The organism is Cupriavidus sp. FW305-26 (assembly GCF_058787975.1).
In genome coordinates this window covers 1-17,017 of the sequence record NZ_JBYTAH010000061.1, presented here as the reverse complement: position 1 = coordinate 17,017, position 17,017 = coordinate 1, and the positions used below count along the sequence as shown (strand labels likewise).

The window sequence follows — 17,017 nt, the reverse complement described above, 5'->3', positions numbered from 1 at the left end:
GCGCCTGACCCCCAGCTCCGAGACCAGACCACCTCCGTTTTTTGCCCGCGCCCGACCAGCCATGACCAAGACGTTCCGCAACCCGCAGCTCACCAAGAACGGCGAACTGAAGCACCTGTTGTCGATCGAGGGGTTGTCGCGTGACATGATCACGCACATCCTCGACACCGCCAGCCAGTTCGTATCGCTGTCCGACTCAGACCGCGATGTCAAGAAGGTGCCGCTGCTGCGCGGCAAGAGCGTGTTCAACCTGTTCTTCGAGAACTCCACCCGCACCCGCACCACCTTCGAGATCGCCGCCAAGCGGCTGTCGGCGGACGTGCTGAACCTGAACATCAACGCCTCGTCGACCAGCAAGGGCGAGTCGCTGCTGGACACCATCAACAACCTGTCGGCGATGTCAGCCGACATGTTCGTGGTGCGCCATGCCAGCTCGGGCGCACCTTACCTGATCGCCGAGCACGTCGCGCCGCACGTGCACGTGATCAATGCCGGCGACGGCCGCCACGCGCACCCGACGCAAGGCCTGCTGGACATGTACACGATCCGGCACTTCAAGAAGGACTTCACCAACCTGACGGTGGCTATCGTCGGCGACATCCTGCACTCGCGCGTGGCACGCTCCGACATCCACGCGCTGACCACGCTGGGCGTGCCCGAAGTGCGCGCCATCGGTCCGCGCACGCTGCTGCCGTCGGGGCTGGAGCAGATGGGCGTGCGCGTCTTCCACGACATGGAAGAGGGCCTGAAGGGCGTGGACGTGGTCATCATGCTGCGGCTGCAGAACGAGCGCATGAGCGGCGCGCTGCTGCCGTCGGCGCAGGAATACTTCAAGGCCTACGGCCTCACGCCGGAGCGCCTGGCACTGGCCAATCGCGACGCCATTGTGATGCACCCGGGCCCCATGAACCGCGGCGTCGAGATCGACTCCGCCGTGGCCGACGGGCCGCAGTCCGTGATCCTGAACCAGGTGACCTTCGGCATCGCCGTGCGCATGGCGGTGATGGGCATCGTGGCGGGAAATAGCGACGAATGATGCAGTCGAGCGACACGAGCCAGAACACACTGAACCAGCCAAGCGACACGACAAGCCAAGCTATGAAGATTCACATCAAGGGCGGCCGCCTGATCGATCCGGCCAGCAACACCGACGCCGCGCAGGACCTCTACATCGCCGCCGGCAAGATCGTCGGCGTGGGCAGCGCCCCGGCGGACTTCACCGCCAACAAGACCATCGATGCCAGCGGCCTGATCGTGTGCCCCGGCCTGGTCGACCTGTCCGCGCGCCTGCGCGAGCCCGGCTACGAATACAAGGCCACGCTCGAATCCGAAGTGGCCGCCGCCACCGCCGGCGGCGTGACCAGCCTGGTCTGCCCGCCCGATACCGATCCGGTGCTCGATGAGCCCGGCCTGGTGGAAATGCTGAAATTCCGCGCCCGCACCCTGAACCAGACCCACGTGTACCCGCTGGGCGCGCTCACGCTGGGCCTGAAAGGCGAGACCCTGACCGAGATGAGCCAGCTGACAGAGGCCGGCTGCGTCGGCTTCAGCCAGGCCGAGGCCCCGGTGCACAACACCCAGGTGCTGCTGCGCGCGCTGCAATACGCCAAGACCTTCGGCTTCACCGTCTGGCTGCGCCCGGAAGACCCGTTCCTGGGCGGCGGCGTCGCCGCCAGCGGCGCGGTGGCGTCGCGCCTGGGCCTGTCCGGCGTGTCAGTGATCGCCGAAACCGTGCGCCTGCACACCATCTTCGAACTGATGCGCAGCACCGGCGCGCGCGTGCACCTGTGCCGCCTGTCGTCAGCCGCCGGGCTGGAACTGGTGCGCCAGGCCAAGCGCGAAGGCCTGGCCGTGACCTGCGACGTCAACATCCACCATGTCTCGCTGACCGACATGGATATCGGCTACTTCAACTCGCAGATGCGCTTCTCGCCGCCGCTGCGCAGCCCGCGCGACCGCGACGCCATCGTCGCCGCGCTGGCCGATGGCACCATCGACGCCCTGTGCTCCGATCACACCCCGGTCGACGACGACGAGAAGCTGCTGCCGTTCGCCGAGGCATCGCCGGGCGCAACCGGCCTGGAACTGCTGCTGCCGCTGACCCTGCGCTGGGCCGCCGAGCACAAGGTTCCGCTGGCCCTGGCACTGGGCCGCATCACCGCCGAGCCCGCCCGCGTGATCGGCCTGAAGGCCGGAACCCTGGCCGTCGGCAGCGCCGCAGACGTATGCGTGTTCGACCCCAGGCAGGTCTGGAAGGTCGACCGCCGCTCCATCAAGAGCCAGGGCAAGAACTCGCCGTGGCTCGGCTACGAGATGGAAGGCAAGGTCCGCATGACTCTGGTCGGCGGGCAAGTCGTCTACGGAAACCACGCCCACGCATGATCTGGCTGCGCAAGACCGCGCTGGTGCTGCACCTGCTGCGCGGGCTGGTGACCTGCGCCTTGCTGTTCCCGTGGCTGGGCGTGCGCACGCGCGAGTGGCATATCCGCCGCTGGTCACGGCGGTTGCTGCGGATTTGCGGGGTGGAGGTCGAGGTGGTGGACGCCACCGGCGCAGCGCCGCATGGCGCCGGCCGCCAGGGTGCGATGGTGGTTTCCAACCACATTTCGTGGCTGGACATCTACGTCATCCACAGCTGGCAGCCGGTGCGGTTTGTCGCCAAGTCGGAGATCCGCAGCTGGCCGCTGATTGGGTGGCTGTGCGACAAGACGGGAACGATCTTCATCGAACGTGCGCGCAAACGCGATGCCCACCGCGTGCTGCACGACATCACCGACGTGATGTTGCAGGGCGACCTCGTCGGCGTGTTCCCGGAAGGCACCACGACCGACGGCACCGAGGTGCTGCCATTCCACGCCAACCTGATGCAGGCACCGATTTCTGGTGGATTGCCCGTGCAGCCCCTCGGACTGAACTACCTCGATGCCGCTACGGGTCAACCAACGCTTGCCGCCGCCTACATCGGCGAGACCACATTGCTGCAGTCACTGGAAGCGGTCTTGCGCGCACCCAGGATCAAGGCCAGGCTGGTAATCGGGCCTGCGCTGGTGCCGGCCTCGGGCGACCGCCGCGAGCTTGCGAACTCCGCCAGGGAGGTGGTCGCCCACCTCAGCCAGGGCGCGCCGGAACACGCTGCTGCCGCGGCCCGGCGGCTGAACCACCCCGTTGAGCCCGGCGGCGTGCCCCAGCCGAGCTCCGCTGCCATCAGCTAGCCGTCCTGTCGTCCCCGCCAACGCGGGATTGCCAGTCAGGCCAGCGGGTCACAATATTGCGGGCAATCAACCTGAACGACGGTCCGTTCGGCAGGATCCTGTGCCAACCGGGCCGCCGTCAGCTTGCCACCCCAGACGCAGCCAGTATCCAGCGCCATCAGATTCGGCCGCATGACCAGGCCCAGCGTCGACCAATGGCCGCATACCACGGTCACATCCCCGGTACGCCGCCCCGGCACGTCGAACCACGGCATGAACCCGTCCGGCGCCTTGCCCAGGCCTTCCTTGGTCTTGAAGTCCATCACGCCATCGACAGTGCAGTAGCGCAGCCGGGTGAGGGCATTGACCACCACCCGATGGCGATCAATGCCGCGCAGGCCGTCGTGCCAACGGTCGGAGGCGTTGCCGAAGATGTCGGCGAGGAAGTCTTGCCAGTTGGGGCCTTGGAGTTGGTCTTCGACTTCGCGGGCGAGGTCGATGACTTGGGTGGCGGTCCATTGGGGGAGGACGCCGGCGTGGACCAGGAGGAAGTTGTTTTCCAGTAGGGCGAGGGGGCGGTGGCGGAGCCAGGTGAGTAGATCCGCACAATCGGGGGCGGTGAGGATGTCGTCGAGGGTGTCGGATTTGCCTTTTTTGCGGACGCCGGCGGCGACGGCTAGGAGGTGGATGTCGTGGTTGCCGAGGACGGTTTCAGTGCGGCTGCCCATGGCACGGATGGCGCGGAGGGTTTGCAGGGAGGCTGGGCCGCGGTTGACCAGGTCGCCGACAAGGCGGAGGGCAGGCTGTGCCGGCAATTCGCCCAGTAGGGTGTCCAGCGAGGCCGCACAACCTTGTAGGTCGCCGACGGCATGAGATGTCGAAAGAGGCACTTTATTGTTGGGCATCAGAACCGGAGAAAACTATTTCGCTTCTATTTGTAGTTTTGTGACCGATATACCGTGGCATGGTTACATGAGGCTACAAAAAGAGGGGGAGGGGATGTAGGTTAGGGCATTCCGTCGGATAGAATACCGCCACTTCTGCAGGCACTTAACGCCCCGCCGTCCTAGAAGAGGACAAGGTGGGCGCTCGGCTTTTGTCGGGTCATCGAAACATATCGAGGCAAGGAGCAGTTTTGTCGCATATTTTGGTCACAGGGGGCGCTGGGTTTATTGGCGCCAATTTCGTTCTGGCTTGGTTGAGCGACAAGTCCGCCGACGGCATTGTCAATGTCGACAAACTGACGTATGCAGGCAACCGCAAAACGCTGGCAGCGGTGGAGGGCGATAGCCGCTACGTCTTCTCCCATACCGATATTTGTGACCAACCGGCCCTCGACGCACTTTTTGCTGCTTACAAGCCTCGTGCCGTCGTACATTTCGCCGCGGAAAGCCACGTCGACCGCTCCATTCACGGCCCTGCTGAGTTCATTCAAACCAATATCGTCGGGACTTTCACGCTACTCGAAGCGGCCCGCGCATATTGGGGTGTCTTGAGCGAGACAGACAAAGCCGCATTCCGATTTCTTCACGTGTCCACCGATGAGGTCTTTGGTTCGCTTGGGCCGACCGATCCCCAGTTTTCGGAATCCACCCCGTACGCTCCCAACAGCCCCTACTCAGCTTCAAAGGCCGCCTCGGACCATCTGGTTCGCTCCTATCACCATACCTACGGGCTGCCGGTCCTGACGACGAACTGTTCGAACAACTACGGACCCTACCACTTTCCCGAGAAGCTGATCCCGCTCATGATTGCTAACGCCTTGGGTGGCAAGGACTTGCCGATCTACGGTGATGGTCTCAATGTGCGTGATTGGCTGTACGTTGGGGACCATTGTTCGGCGATCCGCGAAGTGTTGGCACGAGGACGTCTAGGCGAAACCTATAACGTTGGCGGTTGGAACGAAAAGACCAATCTCGAAGTCGTGCACACACTGTGTGGCTTGCTTGACGAATTGCATCCCAAAGCCACCGGTTCGTACCGCGACCAGATCGCCTTTGTGAAAGACCGACCCGGCCACGACCGCCGCTATGCCATTGATGCACGCAAGCTTGAGCGTGAACTCGGTTGGAAGCCAGCAGAGACTTTCGAGACTGGGCTGCGCAAGACCGTGCAGTGGTACCTTAGCAACCAGGCGTGGGTGCGGGACGTCATGTCGGGTGAGTACCGGAACTGGGTGGCGAAGCAATATGTTGCATAAGGCGTCACGCATTCCCACCGTGCTCGTAACAGGAAGCAACGGCCAGGTTGGGTTCGAACTCCGTCGCAGCTTGGTGCCGCTCGGGCGGGTGGTGGCGCTTGATCGCAAGGCCTGTGATCTGACCAACATCGATGTCCTCCGCGATGTGGTGCGCAGTGTCCGCCCTGACGTGATCGTCAACCCGGCCGCCTATACCGCGGTGGACAAGGCGGAGACCGAGACCGAGCTAGCTTTCGCCATCAACGGCGCCGCTCCCGGCGTGCTGGCCGAAGAGGCGCGCGCGCTGGGCAGCCTGCTCGTGCACTATTCGACGGACTATGTGTTCGCCGGCACCGGCGATAAGCCCTACGTCGAAAGCGACGCGGTAGGGCCGCTTTCGGTCTACGGCAAGAGCAAGCTGGCCGGCGAGCAGGCCATCGCGGAAGCGGGGGGCGCCGCCATCGTCTTGCGGACCTGCTGGGTCGCGGGTGCGCATGGCGGCAATTTCGCCAAGACGATGCTCAAGCTGGGCCGCGAACGCGACAGCCTGCGCGTGATCGCGGACCAGTTCGGCGCGCCGACCACGGCTTCTCTGATAGCCGACGTGACCGCGCACATCATTGACCGTGCTTGGCTGCATGGCGACCGGATGGAGTTTCCGGGTGGCGTCTACCATCTGGCCGCAGCGGGCGAGGCATCGTGGCATGGCTATGCCACGGAAGTCCTGCGCTATGCGGCTAGCAAGGGCGTCGAGCTCAAGGTTGATCCGGAGGCCATCGAGGCCATTCCCGCCACGGCCTACCCACTACCTGCGCCGCGGCCGTCCAACTCGCGGTTGAGCACGCGCAAGCTGCGCGAGACCTTTGATATCAATCTGCCGGCGTGGCAGCAGGGCATGCACTACCTGCTGGACCAGCTGCTTCCCTGAACGACAATATGCGCAAAGGCATCATTCTGGCCGGAGGATCCGGCACGCGGCTATATCCGATTACGCGGTCGGTGTCGAAGCAGCTCATGCCCGTCTACGACAAGCCTATGATCTACTACCCGCTTTCGACGCTGATGCTGGCGGGGATTCGGGACATCCTGGTGATCTCTACGCCGGAAGACACTACGCGTTTTTCAGACATGCTGGGCGACGGCAGCAACTGGGGCATCAATTTGCAGTACGCGGTCCAGCCCTCGCCGGATGGGCTGGCTCAGGCGTTCATCATCGGACGCGAGTTCATCGGTAACGATCCCTCGACACTGATCCTGGGAGACAACATCTTCCACGGCCATGATCTTGTTGCACAACTCGCTCGCACGGCCACTGTCGACGATGGCGCCACGGTATTTGCATACCATGTGCACGATCCCGAACGTTACGGGGTTGTCGAGTTCAATGACCAGTTCCGCGCGATCTCCCTTGAGGAAAAGCCTGCGAGACCGCGCTCGAACTACGCCGTGACAGGGCTCTATTTCTACGACAAGCAGGTGTGCGATATCGCTTCCGCAGTCCGTCCGTCTCCTCGCGGCGAGCTTGAGATTACAGATGTCAACAAGCGGTATCTGGAAATGGGCAAGTTGAATGTCGAGATCATGGGTCGAGGCTATGCGTGGCTCGATACTGGCACGCACGATTCGCTTCTGGAGGCTGCGACTTTCATCGCCACCCTGCAGAACCGACAGGGCTTGATGGTGGCCTGTCCCGAAGAAATCGCATACAGGAACAAATGGATTGGTGCGGAGCAGGTCGCTGCGCTGGCGCGTCCATTGTCGAAGAGCGGTTATGGCAAGTACCTCATGCAAGTCATTTCAGAGTCCGTCAAATGAACCTGACCGTAACCCAAACGGCTTTGCCTGAGGTGCTCGTTCTAGAACCGAGAGTATTCGGAGACGATCGCGGCTTCTTCTTCGAAAGCTTCAATTCACGTGTCTTCGAGCAGGCTACCGGCGTGAAGCGGGAATTCGTGCAGGACAACCATTCGCGATCTGTGCGGAATGTGTTGCGCGGTCTGCACTATCAGATCCAGCACCCGCAGGGTAAGCTCGTGAGGGCATTGCGGGGTGAAATCTTCGACGTGGCGGTTGACTTGCGCCGTTCATCGCCGAATTTCGGCAAATGGGTCGGCGTTTTGCTCTCCTCGGAAAACAAGCGGCAGTTATGGGTGCCGGAGGGCTTCGCGCACGGCTTCCTCGTCGTCTCGGAAGAGGCAGAGGTTCTATATAAAGCGACCGACTACTGGTATCCCGAACACGAACGGGCGGTGGCATGGAATGACGCCGAGCTCGGTATCTCGTGGCCGTTGTCCGAGACACCCGTGCTAGCGGCTAAGGACGCTTTGGCAGAGTCGCTGTTGCACGCTGAGCTTCCGCTTTGAGTCATAGTACCGAACATGAATATCCGGAACGATTCTCCGTCCCGTCATCGCCCTTCACGGTTGGAGTGAATTGCATGGCAGCGCGTGAAAAGATCCTTTTTTGCGGGAACTCGGCATGGGCCATGTACCAGTTTCGCCGTGGTGTCATGGAAGCTTTGATTGCGGATGGCTATGAAGTGCACGTTGTCGCGCCAGCGGACGGCAATTCTTCTGCCTTGGAGGAACTCGGCTGTATTTTTCACGCTGTACCCATGTCACCGCAAGGCCACAATCCTCTGGAAGATTTGCGGCTTGTCCTGGTACTGAGTGCTCTGTACCGGCGCGTCGGTCCCAAAGTGATTTTTCATTACACGATCAAGCCCAATATCTACGGATCGGTCGCTGCGTGGCTGGCCAGCGCGAAATCCATTGCGATCACTACCGGGCTGGGCTATGTGTTTCTTAATGTCGGTCTGGTGTCACGGGTCAGTAAGCTCCTGTATCGGATAGCGTTGCGATTCCCGCAGGCGGTCTGGTTTCTCAATCATGAAGACCGGGGCGCTTTCGTTTCCAGGAAACTTGTGGACTCATCGAAGTGCGTCGTGTTGCCAGGGGAGGGCATAGACCTGACCTATTTCCGGCAGCTTTCGGATATCACGCCCGGGCCATCGGAGTGTTTCACTTTTCTGCTGATAGCACGAATGTTGTGGGACAAGGGTATCGGCGAGTACGTTGATGCGGCTCGACAACTCGGGGAGCGATATAGGAATGTGCGTTTCCTTCTGCTTGGGCCGGGCGGTTCCGCGAATCCTAGCGCCATACCCATCGAACAGATTCACCATTGGCAGGAGGATGGGGTAGTTGAATATCTGGGCGAGGCGGCTGATGTGCGGCCCGCCATAGCAGCCGCAGACTGCATTGTGCTGCCATCCTATCGTGAGGGCGTACCCCGTGTTCTGCTCGAGGCCGCAGCGATGGAGCGGCCGGTGATAGCGACCGATGTTCCCGGTTGCAAGGACATCGTTGATCACGGCGTAAATGGTTACCTGTGTGCGGAACGCAATGCGGATGACCTGACATCAAAAATGGAAGCGATGCTCCAGCTAGGCGCGTCGGCGCGACGAGAGATGGGGCGTGCCGGCCGAGCAAAGGTGCAGCGCGAGTTCGATGAGAAAAAGGTGGTGGCCCATTACCGTAGTGTGATTCAGGCATTTGCCTGAGTCGGGCGAGCTGGCGGAGAAGTGCTGCAGTTGACGGAAGTGCAGACATGGATGATGGGTGTCGGTGGAATTGGCGCGAATCGATGGGACTGCGAATGTTAAAATTGATGTTATCCGTCGTTATTCGGCAAGATTTTTGATTTATATACGGACTTGGTGATTTCAATGACGTTTATTCCCGTTATTCTTTCGGGTGGGGCTGGGACAAGGCTATGGCCAGTGTCTCGGGAGTTCCATCCCAAGCCGTTCATCCGTCTGCCGGATTCACAGAGTCTGCTGCAGAAGGCGTTTCTGCGTGCGGCTGCACTGCCCGATGTTGCCGAAATCCTTACGGTCACAAACAGGGAGTTGTTCTTCAAGACGGAAGATGAGTATCGTGAGATTAACCACTCCCGGATGGCCACATCTTTCATTCTCGAACCGTTCGGGCGTAATACATCGGCGGCTGTTGTAGCTGCTGCGCTGCATGTATCGAAGACTTACGGTAACGACGCGACCTTGCTGATTCTGGCTGCGGATCACCTGATATCCGATCATGCGGCCTTCGCGGACGCTGTGGGCAAGGCAAGGGATTTGGCTGAGAAGGGCTATCTCGTTACGCTGGGGATTCGTCCGGATGCGCCCGAAACGGGGTACGGATACATTGAGGCGAGCGGCACGCAAGTCAATCGGTTTGTCGAGAAGCCGTCGGCACAAAAGGCTACCGAATATCTTGCGGCGGGCAACTACCTTTGGAACTCGGGAATTTTCTGTTTTAAGGCAGGCACTGTTCTATCACAGTTCGAAGAGCATGCTGGCGATATTCTCAACGCTGTGAAGGAGTGCTTCGACGAGTCACGAGTTGTGACGGCCGATGGTTTTTCCCAGACCGATCTCGAGGCAAGTCGGTTCGAAGGCGTGCCGAGTATCTCGATCGACTACGCGCTGATGGAGAAGTCCAATCAGCTTGCCGTTGTGCCTTGTGATATCGGTTGGAGTGATGTGGGCTCCTGGAATGCTATCGGTGCGCTTGCTGGGGCCGATGGCAGTGGCAACTGTATTGAGGGTGAGGCACTGCTGCACGATAGCAAGAATTGCTACGTACGCGGTGAGGATCGCATGGTTGGTATGGTAGGTGTCAGCGATCTCGTCGTGATCGATACGGCCGATGCGCTTCTCGTCGCTCACAAGGAGCGAACCCAGGAGGTCAAGGAGATTGTTCGCCAACTGAGCGAGCGCGGGCACGAATCCAGCAAGATCCACCGAATGGTGCATAGGCCTTGGGGCACATATACCGTCCTAGGCGGCGGCGAACGATTCAAGATCAAACGCATCGAGGTCAAGCCGGGCGCATCGTTGTCGCTGCAGATGCATTACCACCGCAGCGAACACTGGATCGTGGTCAACGGCATGGCTAAGGTGATCAACGGCGAAACCGAAACGCTGGTGAACACCAATGAATCGACATATATCCCGGCCGGAAATCGTCACCGGCTGGAAAACCCCGGAAAGCTGCCTTTGGTCATGATCGAGGTGCAGTGCGGGGACTATCTCGCGGAAGACGATATCGTCCGCTTTGAAGACACTTACGGCCGGGTTTAAGAAAGGACACGTGGCATCTATGAGCAAAGTCGCACTCATTACGGGCATCACTGGACAGGATGGTGCCTATTTGGCCGAATTTCTGCTTGCCAAGGGCTACCAGGTCCATGGAATCAAACGCAGAACTTCTCTCTTTAACACCGATCGCATCGATCACCTCTTCCATGATCCGCATTCGGGCGGCCCTAACTTGGAACTGCACCATGGGGACCTGACGGACTCGAGCAGCTTGCTGCGGATCATCGCCAAGGTTCAACCGACGGAGATCTACAATCTGGCAGCCCAAAGCCATGTTCAGGTGTCGTTTGAAGAGCCCGAGTACACCGCAAATTCCGACGGCATCGGCGCTCTGCGCTTGCTGGAGGCGATTCGGATTCTCGGTCTTGAAAAGACCGCGCGCTTCTATCAGGCATCGACATCCGAACTGTACGGATTGGTGCAAGAAGTGCCACAAAAAGAAACGACGCCTTTCTATCCGCGCAGTCCTTATGCCGTAGCAAAGCTCTATGCATACTGGATCACGGTTAACTACCGTGAATCGTATGGGCTCTATGCTTGCAACGGGATTCTCTTCAATCATGAGAGTCCGATCCGCGGGGAGACGTTCGTTACTCGCAAGATCACCCGCGGTCTTGCGCGCATTGCGCTCGGCATGCAGGATTGCTTGTACCTCGGCAACATGAACGCTCTGCGCGACTGGGGTCATGCACGCGATTACGTGACGATGCAATGGCTCATGCTGCAGCAGGAGCGGCCCGAGGATTTCGTTATTGCCACAGGCGAACAGCACAGTGTCCGGGAGTTTGTTGATCTTTCGGCGCGTGAGCTTGGTATCACCCTGCGATGGCAAGGCGAAGGTGTCGATGAGGTGGCTACCGTGGACAAGGTCGAAAACGAAGAATACGCCAGTCACGTGGCTCCGGGATCCACGATCGTACGGGTGGATCCACGATATTTCCGTCCTGCTGAAGTGGAAACGCTGCTTGGCGATGCGACCAAGGCGCGCGAAAAGCTTGGCTGGACGCCGGAGACGTCATTTGCCGAGCTTGTAGCGGAAATGGCTCAGGCCGATGCGGCGCTTGCCGCGCGTGAGAAGGCCGTACTCGGTCGCGGGTTGAAGGTCTTCCGGCCGGACCTTGGGGAGAAGTAATCGTGCCTCAGGGTCCCATTCTTGTCACAGGTGGAACTGGCATGGTCGGGCGAAACCTGCTCGATTTGGCCAAGCTCCGTAATGTCGATATCGTGGCGCCGTCCAGTCGGGAATTGGATCTGCGGAATTTCGATGCGGTACGCGGCGTCCTGCGTGACCTTCGACCGGCGTGTATTGTGCACGCGGCCGGCCGGGTTGGCGGAATCCAGGCAAATATTCGTGAGCCGGTAGCGTTTCTCGTGGAGAACTGGGACATGGGCAAGAACCTGCTCATGGCCGCTCGCGATGCCGGGGTTGCACGTGTGCTTAATCTTGGCAGCTCTTGCATGTATCCACGGAACAGTCCCAATGCACTGCGCGAAGAGGAAGTTCTGACAGGACAGCTCGAGCCGACCAACGAAGGGTATGCACTGGCGAAATGTGCAGTGGCGCGCTTGTGCGATTACATCAGCCGGGAAAGTCGGGAGTGCCAGTACAAGACGCTGATTCCATGCAATTTGTACGGCAAGTACGACAAGTTTGATCCGCAGCATTCGCATCTGGTGCCAGCCATCATTCACAAACTGCACGAGGCGAAGTCTTCGGGCCGCGACGCAGTGGACGTCTGGGGCGATGGGACCGCTCGGCGAGAGTTTCTGTACGCGGGCGATCTGGCGGACGCCATCTTCACCTTTATCGACCGCTTCGACAGCCTTCCAGGAGTGCTGAATATCGGACTGGGTCGGGACTACGAAGTCAATGAGTACTACCAGGCCGCAGCAGAAGTGGTTGGCTATATGGGACGCTTCGAGCATGACTTGTCGAAGCCGGTTGGCATGAGCCGGAAGCTGGTTGACACCAGTCGTGCCAGCCAGCTGGGCTGGGCTGCCCAGACGTCGCTGGTTGAAGGGCTGCGCGCTACATATGACTATTATTTGAATCACTTGGGGTAATGGATGCCGTACTCGCTTGCTAGTACTACGTGGGACCAGGAAGAGCTCGATGCAATGCAACGCGTCATCGAGTCGGGCATGTTTACGATGGGTAAGCATGTTGCTGAGTTTGAGCGGGTGTTTGCCGAAAGCGTCGGCAGCCGCTATAGCGTAATGGTGAACTCCGGATCCTCCGCCAACCTCGTGATGGTCGGCGCGCTGCTATTCCGGAAAAGTAATCCGCTGCAGGCTGGCGATGAGGTCATCGTGCCGGCAGTGTCGTGGAGTACGACGTACCATCCGCTGCAGCAGTATGGATTGCGAGTCCGCTTCGTCGATATTGACCGCGAGACGCTTAACTATGACCTCGATGCGCTAGCCGGCGCGATCACCCCGCAAACGCGAGCGATCATGGTCGTCAACCTGCTGGGTAATCCGAACGACTTCGCTCGCATCCGTCAGATCGTCGGCGATCGCAATATTGATGTCATTGAAGACAATTGTGAGTCGCTGGGTGCAACGTTCGAAGGGCGCCAAACCGGGACGTTCGGACTGATGGGTACTTACTCATCGTTCTTCAGTCACCATATCTCGACCATGGAAGGTGGCGTGGTCGTGACCGACGACGAAGAGCTGTATCACATCCTCTTGGCACTGCGCGCCCATGGCTGGACGCGCAACCTGCCCAAGTACAATCACGTTTGCGGAACCAAGAGTGATAATCCGTTCGAGGAATCGTTCCGGTTCGTGCTGCCTGGGTACAACGTGCGTCCGCTGGAACTGAGCGGTGCCATCGGCATTCCTCAGATGCGCAAGCTGCCTGGCATGGTGGAACAGCGTCGCCGAAATGCATCGAAGTTTCAGGCGCTGATGTCGCGCGTGCAGCACTTGCGCACTCAGCGCGAGATTGGCAACAGCAGCTGGTTCGGCTTCAGCCTCATTGTCGAACCCGATGCGCCGTTCACACGCGCCGACCTGATCGCGGCGTTTGCGAAGCACCAGATCGATGTGCGTCCTATCGTTGCCGGCAATTTCGCTAAGAACGAAGTGCTGAAGTGGTATGACTATTCCATTCACGGTAGCCTAACCAACGCGGAAGAGATCGATGTCTCGGGTTGCTTCATCGGGAATCACCACTATCCGCTGGACGACGAATTCAAACTTCTCGAGCAAGCCCTGGCCGAACTGCCGGGCGCAATAGTGTGATGCAGAAAGCCCTGAACGTCGCCGAGCGTAAGGTGTCTGCGGAGCCGAAGCCAGAGACCCTGATTACGCCGCAACCTGATTCAAGTCACTACTGGCGCGACCTGTGGCGCTTTCGTGAGCTGCTGATGTTGCTCGTGTGGCGGGACGTGCTGGTGCGATACAAGCAGACCGCCATGGGAATGAGCTGGGCCGTCCTCCGCCCGCTCACGACCATGCTCGTCTTCACACTTGTCTTCGGCAAGCTTGCCAAGTTGCCGTCGAACGACGCACCGTATGCGTTGCTGGTGTTTGCGGGAATGCTGCCATGGCAGTTCTTCTCCGCGACCTTCTCTGATGCAGGCAACAGTGTTGTGGGCAATGGCCACATCATCTCGAAGGTGTATTTCCCACGGCTGATCGTTCCGCTCAGTGCACTGTTCGTTGGAGTCGTCGATTTCGTCATCGCTGGCGTCGTGTATCTCGGCCTGTCGCTGGTCTACCTTCATATTCCGAGCTGGCAGATCATTTTTTTGCCGCTCTTCGTCATCTTGCTGTGCTCGTTCGTACTTGCATGCAGCCTCTGGGTGGCGTCGCTCAACGTCTCGTACCGGGATTTTCGCTTTCTGGTTCCGGTTGCCATTCAGTTGGGTGCCTATCTGTCGCCTGTCGGCTTTGCAAGCTCGATCGTTCCAGAGAAGTGGCGGCTGCTTTATTCGCTAAATCCGATGGTAGGCATCATCGACGGTTTCCGCTGGTGTCTGCTAGGCGGACAGAATCCTTTGCACTGGGAAGCCCTCGCAATTTCCGTCGGCATCACGATCGTGCTTCTCATCCCGGGCATCCGGTTCTTCCGGCGTACTGAAAGCGGCTTCGCCGATCTGATGTAAATCATGAGCAAAGCAATAGTTGTAGAAAATCTTTCGAAGAGCTATTTGCTCAAGCATCGCACCGCGCAGGCCCAGGCGTCGACGCAGAAATCGTTGCGCGATGCGATCGGTTCCGGTCTGGGTGCCATGCTGCGTGGTGGCCGGAAGCGTAACGCTGCGGCCGGCGTTGAAGTCGAGACAGAAGAAGTCTTCTGGGCATTGCGCGACATTAACTTCGAGGTGGAAGAGGGCGAACGCGTTGCCATCATCGGTAGGAACGGTGCCGGCAAATCCACGCTGTTGAAGATTCTTTCGCGTGTGGTCAGCCCGACGTCCGGCAGTGTGCGGATTCGCGGGCGGTTGAGCAGCCTGCTCGAAGTTGGTACGGGTTTCCATCCAGAGTTGACCGGGCGTGAGAACGTCTTTCTCAATGGCGCGCTTCTGGGCATGAGCCAGGCCGAAGTGCGTCGCAAGTTCGATGAGATTATCAACTTCGCAGAGATCGAGCGATTCCTCGACACACCCGTCAAGCGCTATTCCAGCGGCATGTACGTGCGCCTCGCTTTTGCAGTATCGGCATTTCTGGAACCGGACATCATCGTCCTGGACGAAGTACTGGCCGTTGGCGACGCTGCATTCCAGAAGAAGTGTCAAGCCAAGATGCGCCAGTTAGCGGCAGAAGGGCGTACCGTGCTGTTCGTCAGCCACAGCATGGGGGCGGTCAAAGAGATGTGCGACACCGCGCTGATCCTTGAGGGAGGCCGCGTGAACAACGGGAAGGTGTCCGTTGATGAAGCGGTGCTGTCCTACATGCGGCGATCTGTGAATACCGAATGCGCGAACCTGCCGTTCCACACAGAGGATGTCGATTGCCTGAATGTCCTGATCCTTCAGGACGAAGTGCCGGTCACTGCGTGTGATGGCAGCAAGCCAATTGATGTGCAGATCGAGTTCCGTGTGCATCGGCCTCTTCAGGCGTTTCGGATGGGGTTCTATCTCAAGACGGTGCTTGGCGAAATGATTGCGCGCTCGCTCGCGGCAGACTGGAATCCGGACATGGAAACCGTCCTGCCCGGCGATTATGTCCTGCATGCGCGATTGCCCGCCGATTTCCTGGTGGCGGGCAGCTATGTCGTGGAAATCCACTCCAGCCAGTTTGGCGTTTGCGACTATTTTGACAGCATGCTCTCCTTTCCAATCACTGTTCGCCGTTCGCCGGGGTATAACGTGCAGCATGCCGCCGAACAGCCGTTCGGTTATGTGCATCTCAATCCGGGTTGGCGCTTGGAATCCTTGTCTCTCGCATGATCGACGTCAAACTGTCAACGTGCGCACCTGCCTGGCCATGGATGCGTCAGTTCCCAGGCCACGTGCCGACTTGGGGGCCCTTCCGATTCCACATCGACAGTAATATCTCGAACTGCGATGCCTGGGTGGTATTCGAATCGCTCGCCGCGCGGGAGCAAGTCAACTGCCCGCACGAACGAACCATATTCGTGACGGGCGAACCGGACTCCCTTGGCCACTATGACGCCGGTTTTCTGTCGCAGTTCCACACTGTCGTCAGCGGGCGCCATGACATTGATCATCCCCGCATCTTCCGGATGCAACAGGCACATCCCTGGTTCGTCGAACGATCCATGGACGAGTTGCTTGCAATGGCGCCGGTGGCAAAGCAGGAAGAGATCTGCGTTATCTCGTCGGACAAGGCGTTCAGCGAAGGCCATCGGAAGCGGCTGGATTTCGTTCAGGCGTTGTCCGGGGCATTGGGAGACCGCCTGCATGTATATGGGCGCGGCATTCGTAGTTTCGACTCGAAGTGGGATCTGCTGTCCCGCTACCGATATGCGGTGGTGTTGGAGAACCACGAAAGCGAAGATTTCCTGACCGAAAAGCTCCCCGATGCGTGGCTCGCATGGTGCTATCCGTTCTATGCAGGCTGTACGAATGTCGGACGTTATCACGCGGACGATACGTGGACGCGGATTGCGATGGAAGAACCACAACGCGCAGCTCGGACTATTGCCGGTTGTCTCGATGACCCGAAGCATTACCCTTCGCACCTCGAGGCCATTGCACGCGCACGGACGCAGTATCTGTGGAATACGCAGTTCTTTCCAAATCTCGCTATCGTCCTGCAGCACCTGATTGCCACCACGTCCCAGAGCGAGCGTGTGCAGAAGACCATGATCCCGATGAACGAGATGGTGGAACGCGCGGCCAGGGAAGCAGCAGAAATCGCCAACACCGCGGTACGTGGCGATTCGTCATCGCCGCAGCAATTGCCAGAAATCAAGAACGGAAAGTCTGTGAACAAGCTATTGGTACGGGTTCTCAGGTCCGCGGGCTACCGCCTGCAGTATGCAGCCGATGCGATGGATCCACCTCCGCC

16 protein-coding genes are annotated in these 17,017 nt (G+C 59.5%); 15 read left to right on the top strand and 1 reads right to left on the bottom strand.

Annotated features, from left to right (window positions below; all coding sequences use genetic code 11):
- Window positions 1-61 precede the first annotated feature (61 nt).
- The 3 genes from AC3WQZ_RS26950 (at window position 62) to AC3WQZ_RS26940 (ending at window position 3,212) form a co-directional block, all read left to right on the top strand.
- Complete coding sequence (locus tag AC3WQZ_RS26950; protein ID WP_010813825.1) at window positions 62-1,036, top strand: aspartate carbamoyltransferase catalytic subunit; 975 nt, start codon at window positions 62-64, stop codon at window positions 1,034-1,036.
- Between the two features lie 62 nt (window positions 1,037-1,098).
- A complete protein-coding gene (locus tag AC3WQZ_RS26945) occupies window positions 1,099-2,382 on the top strand; it encodes a dihydroorotase (protein ID WP_010813824.1) in 1,284 nt (427 codons plus the stop codon).
- Window positions 2,379-3,212, top strand: a complete 834-nt coding sequence (locus AC3WQZ_RS26940) for a lysophospholipid acyltransferase family protein (protein ID WP_010813823.1) — start codon at window positions 2,379-2,381, stop codon at window positions 3,210-3,212. Before AC3WQZ_RS26945 ends, AC3WQZ_RS26940 begins: the two co-directional genes overlap by 4 nt.
- Before the next feature lie 35 nt (window positions 3,213-3,247).
- Here the strand turns inward: AC3WQZ_RS26940 and AC3WQZ_RS26935 are convergent, their stop codons facing one another.
- Window positions 3,248-4,096: a symmetrical bis(5'-nucleosyl)-tetraphosphatase gene (locus AC3WQZ_RS26935; protein ID WP_037023555.1), complete on the bottom strand. Its 849-nt coding sequence runs from the start codon at window positions 4,094-4,096 to the stop codon at window positions 3,248-3,250.
- 230 nt (window positions 4,097-4,326) lie between these two features.
- Here AC3WQZ_RS26935 and rfbB point away from each other — a divergent pair, with 230 nt between their 5' ends.
- The 12 genes from rfbB to AC3WQZ_RS26875 form a co-directional block, all read left to right on the top strand.
- Window positions 4,327-5,391: a dTDP-glucose 4,6-dehydratase gene (gene rfbB, locus AC3WQZ_RS26930; protein WP_010813821.1), complete on the top strand. Its 1,065-nt coding sequence runs from the start codon at window positions 4,327-4,329 to the stop codon at window positions 5,389-5,391.
- Complete coding sequence (rfbD, locus tag AC3WQZ_RS26925; protein WP_010813820.1) at window positions 5,381-6,298, top strand: dTDP-4-dehydrorhamnose reductase; 918 nt, start codon at window positions 5,381-5,383, stop codon at window positions 6,296-6,298. Before rfbB ends, rfbD begins: the two co-directional genes overlap by 11 nt.
- Before the next feature lie 8 nt (window positions 6,299-6,306).
- Window positions 6,307-7,185: a glucose-1-phosphate thymidylyltransferase RfbA gene (gene rfbA / locus AC3WQZ_RS26920; protein WP_010813819.1), complete on the top strand. Its 879-nt coding sequence runs from the start codon at window positions 6,307-6,309 to the stop codon at window positions 7,183-7,185.
- Window positions 7,182-7,733: a dTDP-4-dehydrorhamnose 3,5-epimerase gene (rfbC, locus tag AC3WQZ_RS26915; RefSeq protein WP_010813818.1), complete on the top strand. Its 552-nt coding sequence runs from the start codon at window positions 7,182-7,184 to the stop codon at window positions 7,731-7,733. Before rfbA ends, rfbC begins: the two co-directional genes overlap by 4 nt.
- Window positions 7,734-7,807: 74 nt before the next feature.
- Complete coding sequence (locus tag AC3WQZ_RS26910) at window positions 7,808-8,932, top strand: glycosyltransferase family 4 protein (protein WP_010813817.1); 1,125 nt, start codon at window positions 7,808-7,810, stop codon at window positions 8,930-8,932.
- A 165-nt stretch (window positions 8,933-9,097) separates the two neighbouring features.
- A complete protein-coding gene (locus AC3WQZ_RS26905; protein WP_010813816.1) occupies window positions 9,098-10,513 on the top strand; it encodes a mannose-1-phosphate guanylyltransferase/mannose-6-phosphate isomerase in 1,416 nt (471 codons plus the stop codon).
- Window positions 10,514-10,532: 19 nt separating this feature from the next.
- Window positions 10,533-11,663, top strand: a complete 1,131-nt coding sequence (gene gmd, locus AC3WQZ_RS26900; RefSeq protein WP_492301592.1) for a GDP-mannose 4,6-dehydratase — start codon at window positions 10,533-10,535, stop codon at window positions 11,661-11,663.
- A gap of 2 nt (window positions 11,664-11,665) precedes the next feature.
- Window positions 11,666-12,595, top strand: coding sequence for a GDP-L-fucose synthase family protein (locus AC3WQZ_RS26895; RefSeq protein WP_081645097.1), 930 nt, complete (start codon window positions 11,666-11,668; stop codon window positions 12,593-12,595).
- Between the two features lie 3 nt (window positions 12,596-12,598).
- The gene (locus AC3WQZ_RS26890; RefSeq protein ID WP_037023558.1) at window positions 12,599-13,780 is read left to right on the top strand and encodes a DegT/DnrJ/EryC1/StrS family aminotransferase; all 1,182 of its coding nucleotides are present in this window, start codon (window positions 12,599-12,601) and stop codon (window positions 13,778-13,780) included.
- Window positions 13,780-14,646 (top strand): ABC transporter permease, encoded by an 867-nt coding sequence (locus AC3WQZ_RS26885; RefSeq protein WP_010813812.1) that lies wholly within the window; start codon window positions 13,780-13,782, stop codon window positions 14,644-14,646. Before AC3WQZ_RS26890 ends, AC3WQZ_RS26885 begins: the two co-directional genes overlap by 1 nt.
- Window positions 14,647-14,649: 3 nt before the next feature.
- Window positions 14,650-15,933, top strand: a complete 1,284-nt coding sequence (locus tag AC3WQZ_RS26880) for an ABC transporter ATP-binding protein (RefSeq protein ID WP_081645098.1) — start codon at window positions 14,650-14,652, stop codon at window positions 15,931-15,933.
- Window positions 15,930-17,017 (top strand): hypothetical protein (locus AC3WQZ_RS26875; RefSeq protein WP_492301590.1); only part of this gene is annotated, 1,088 nt, incomplete at its 3' end. The genes AC3WQZ_RS26880 and AC3WQZ_RS26875, both read left to right, overlap by 4 nt.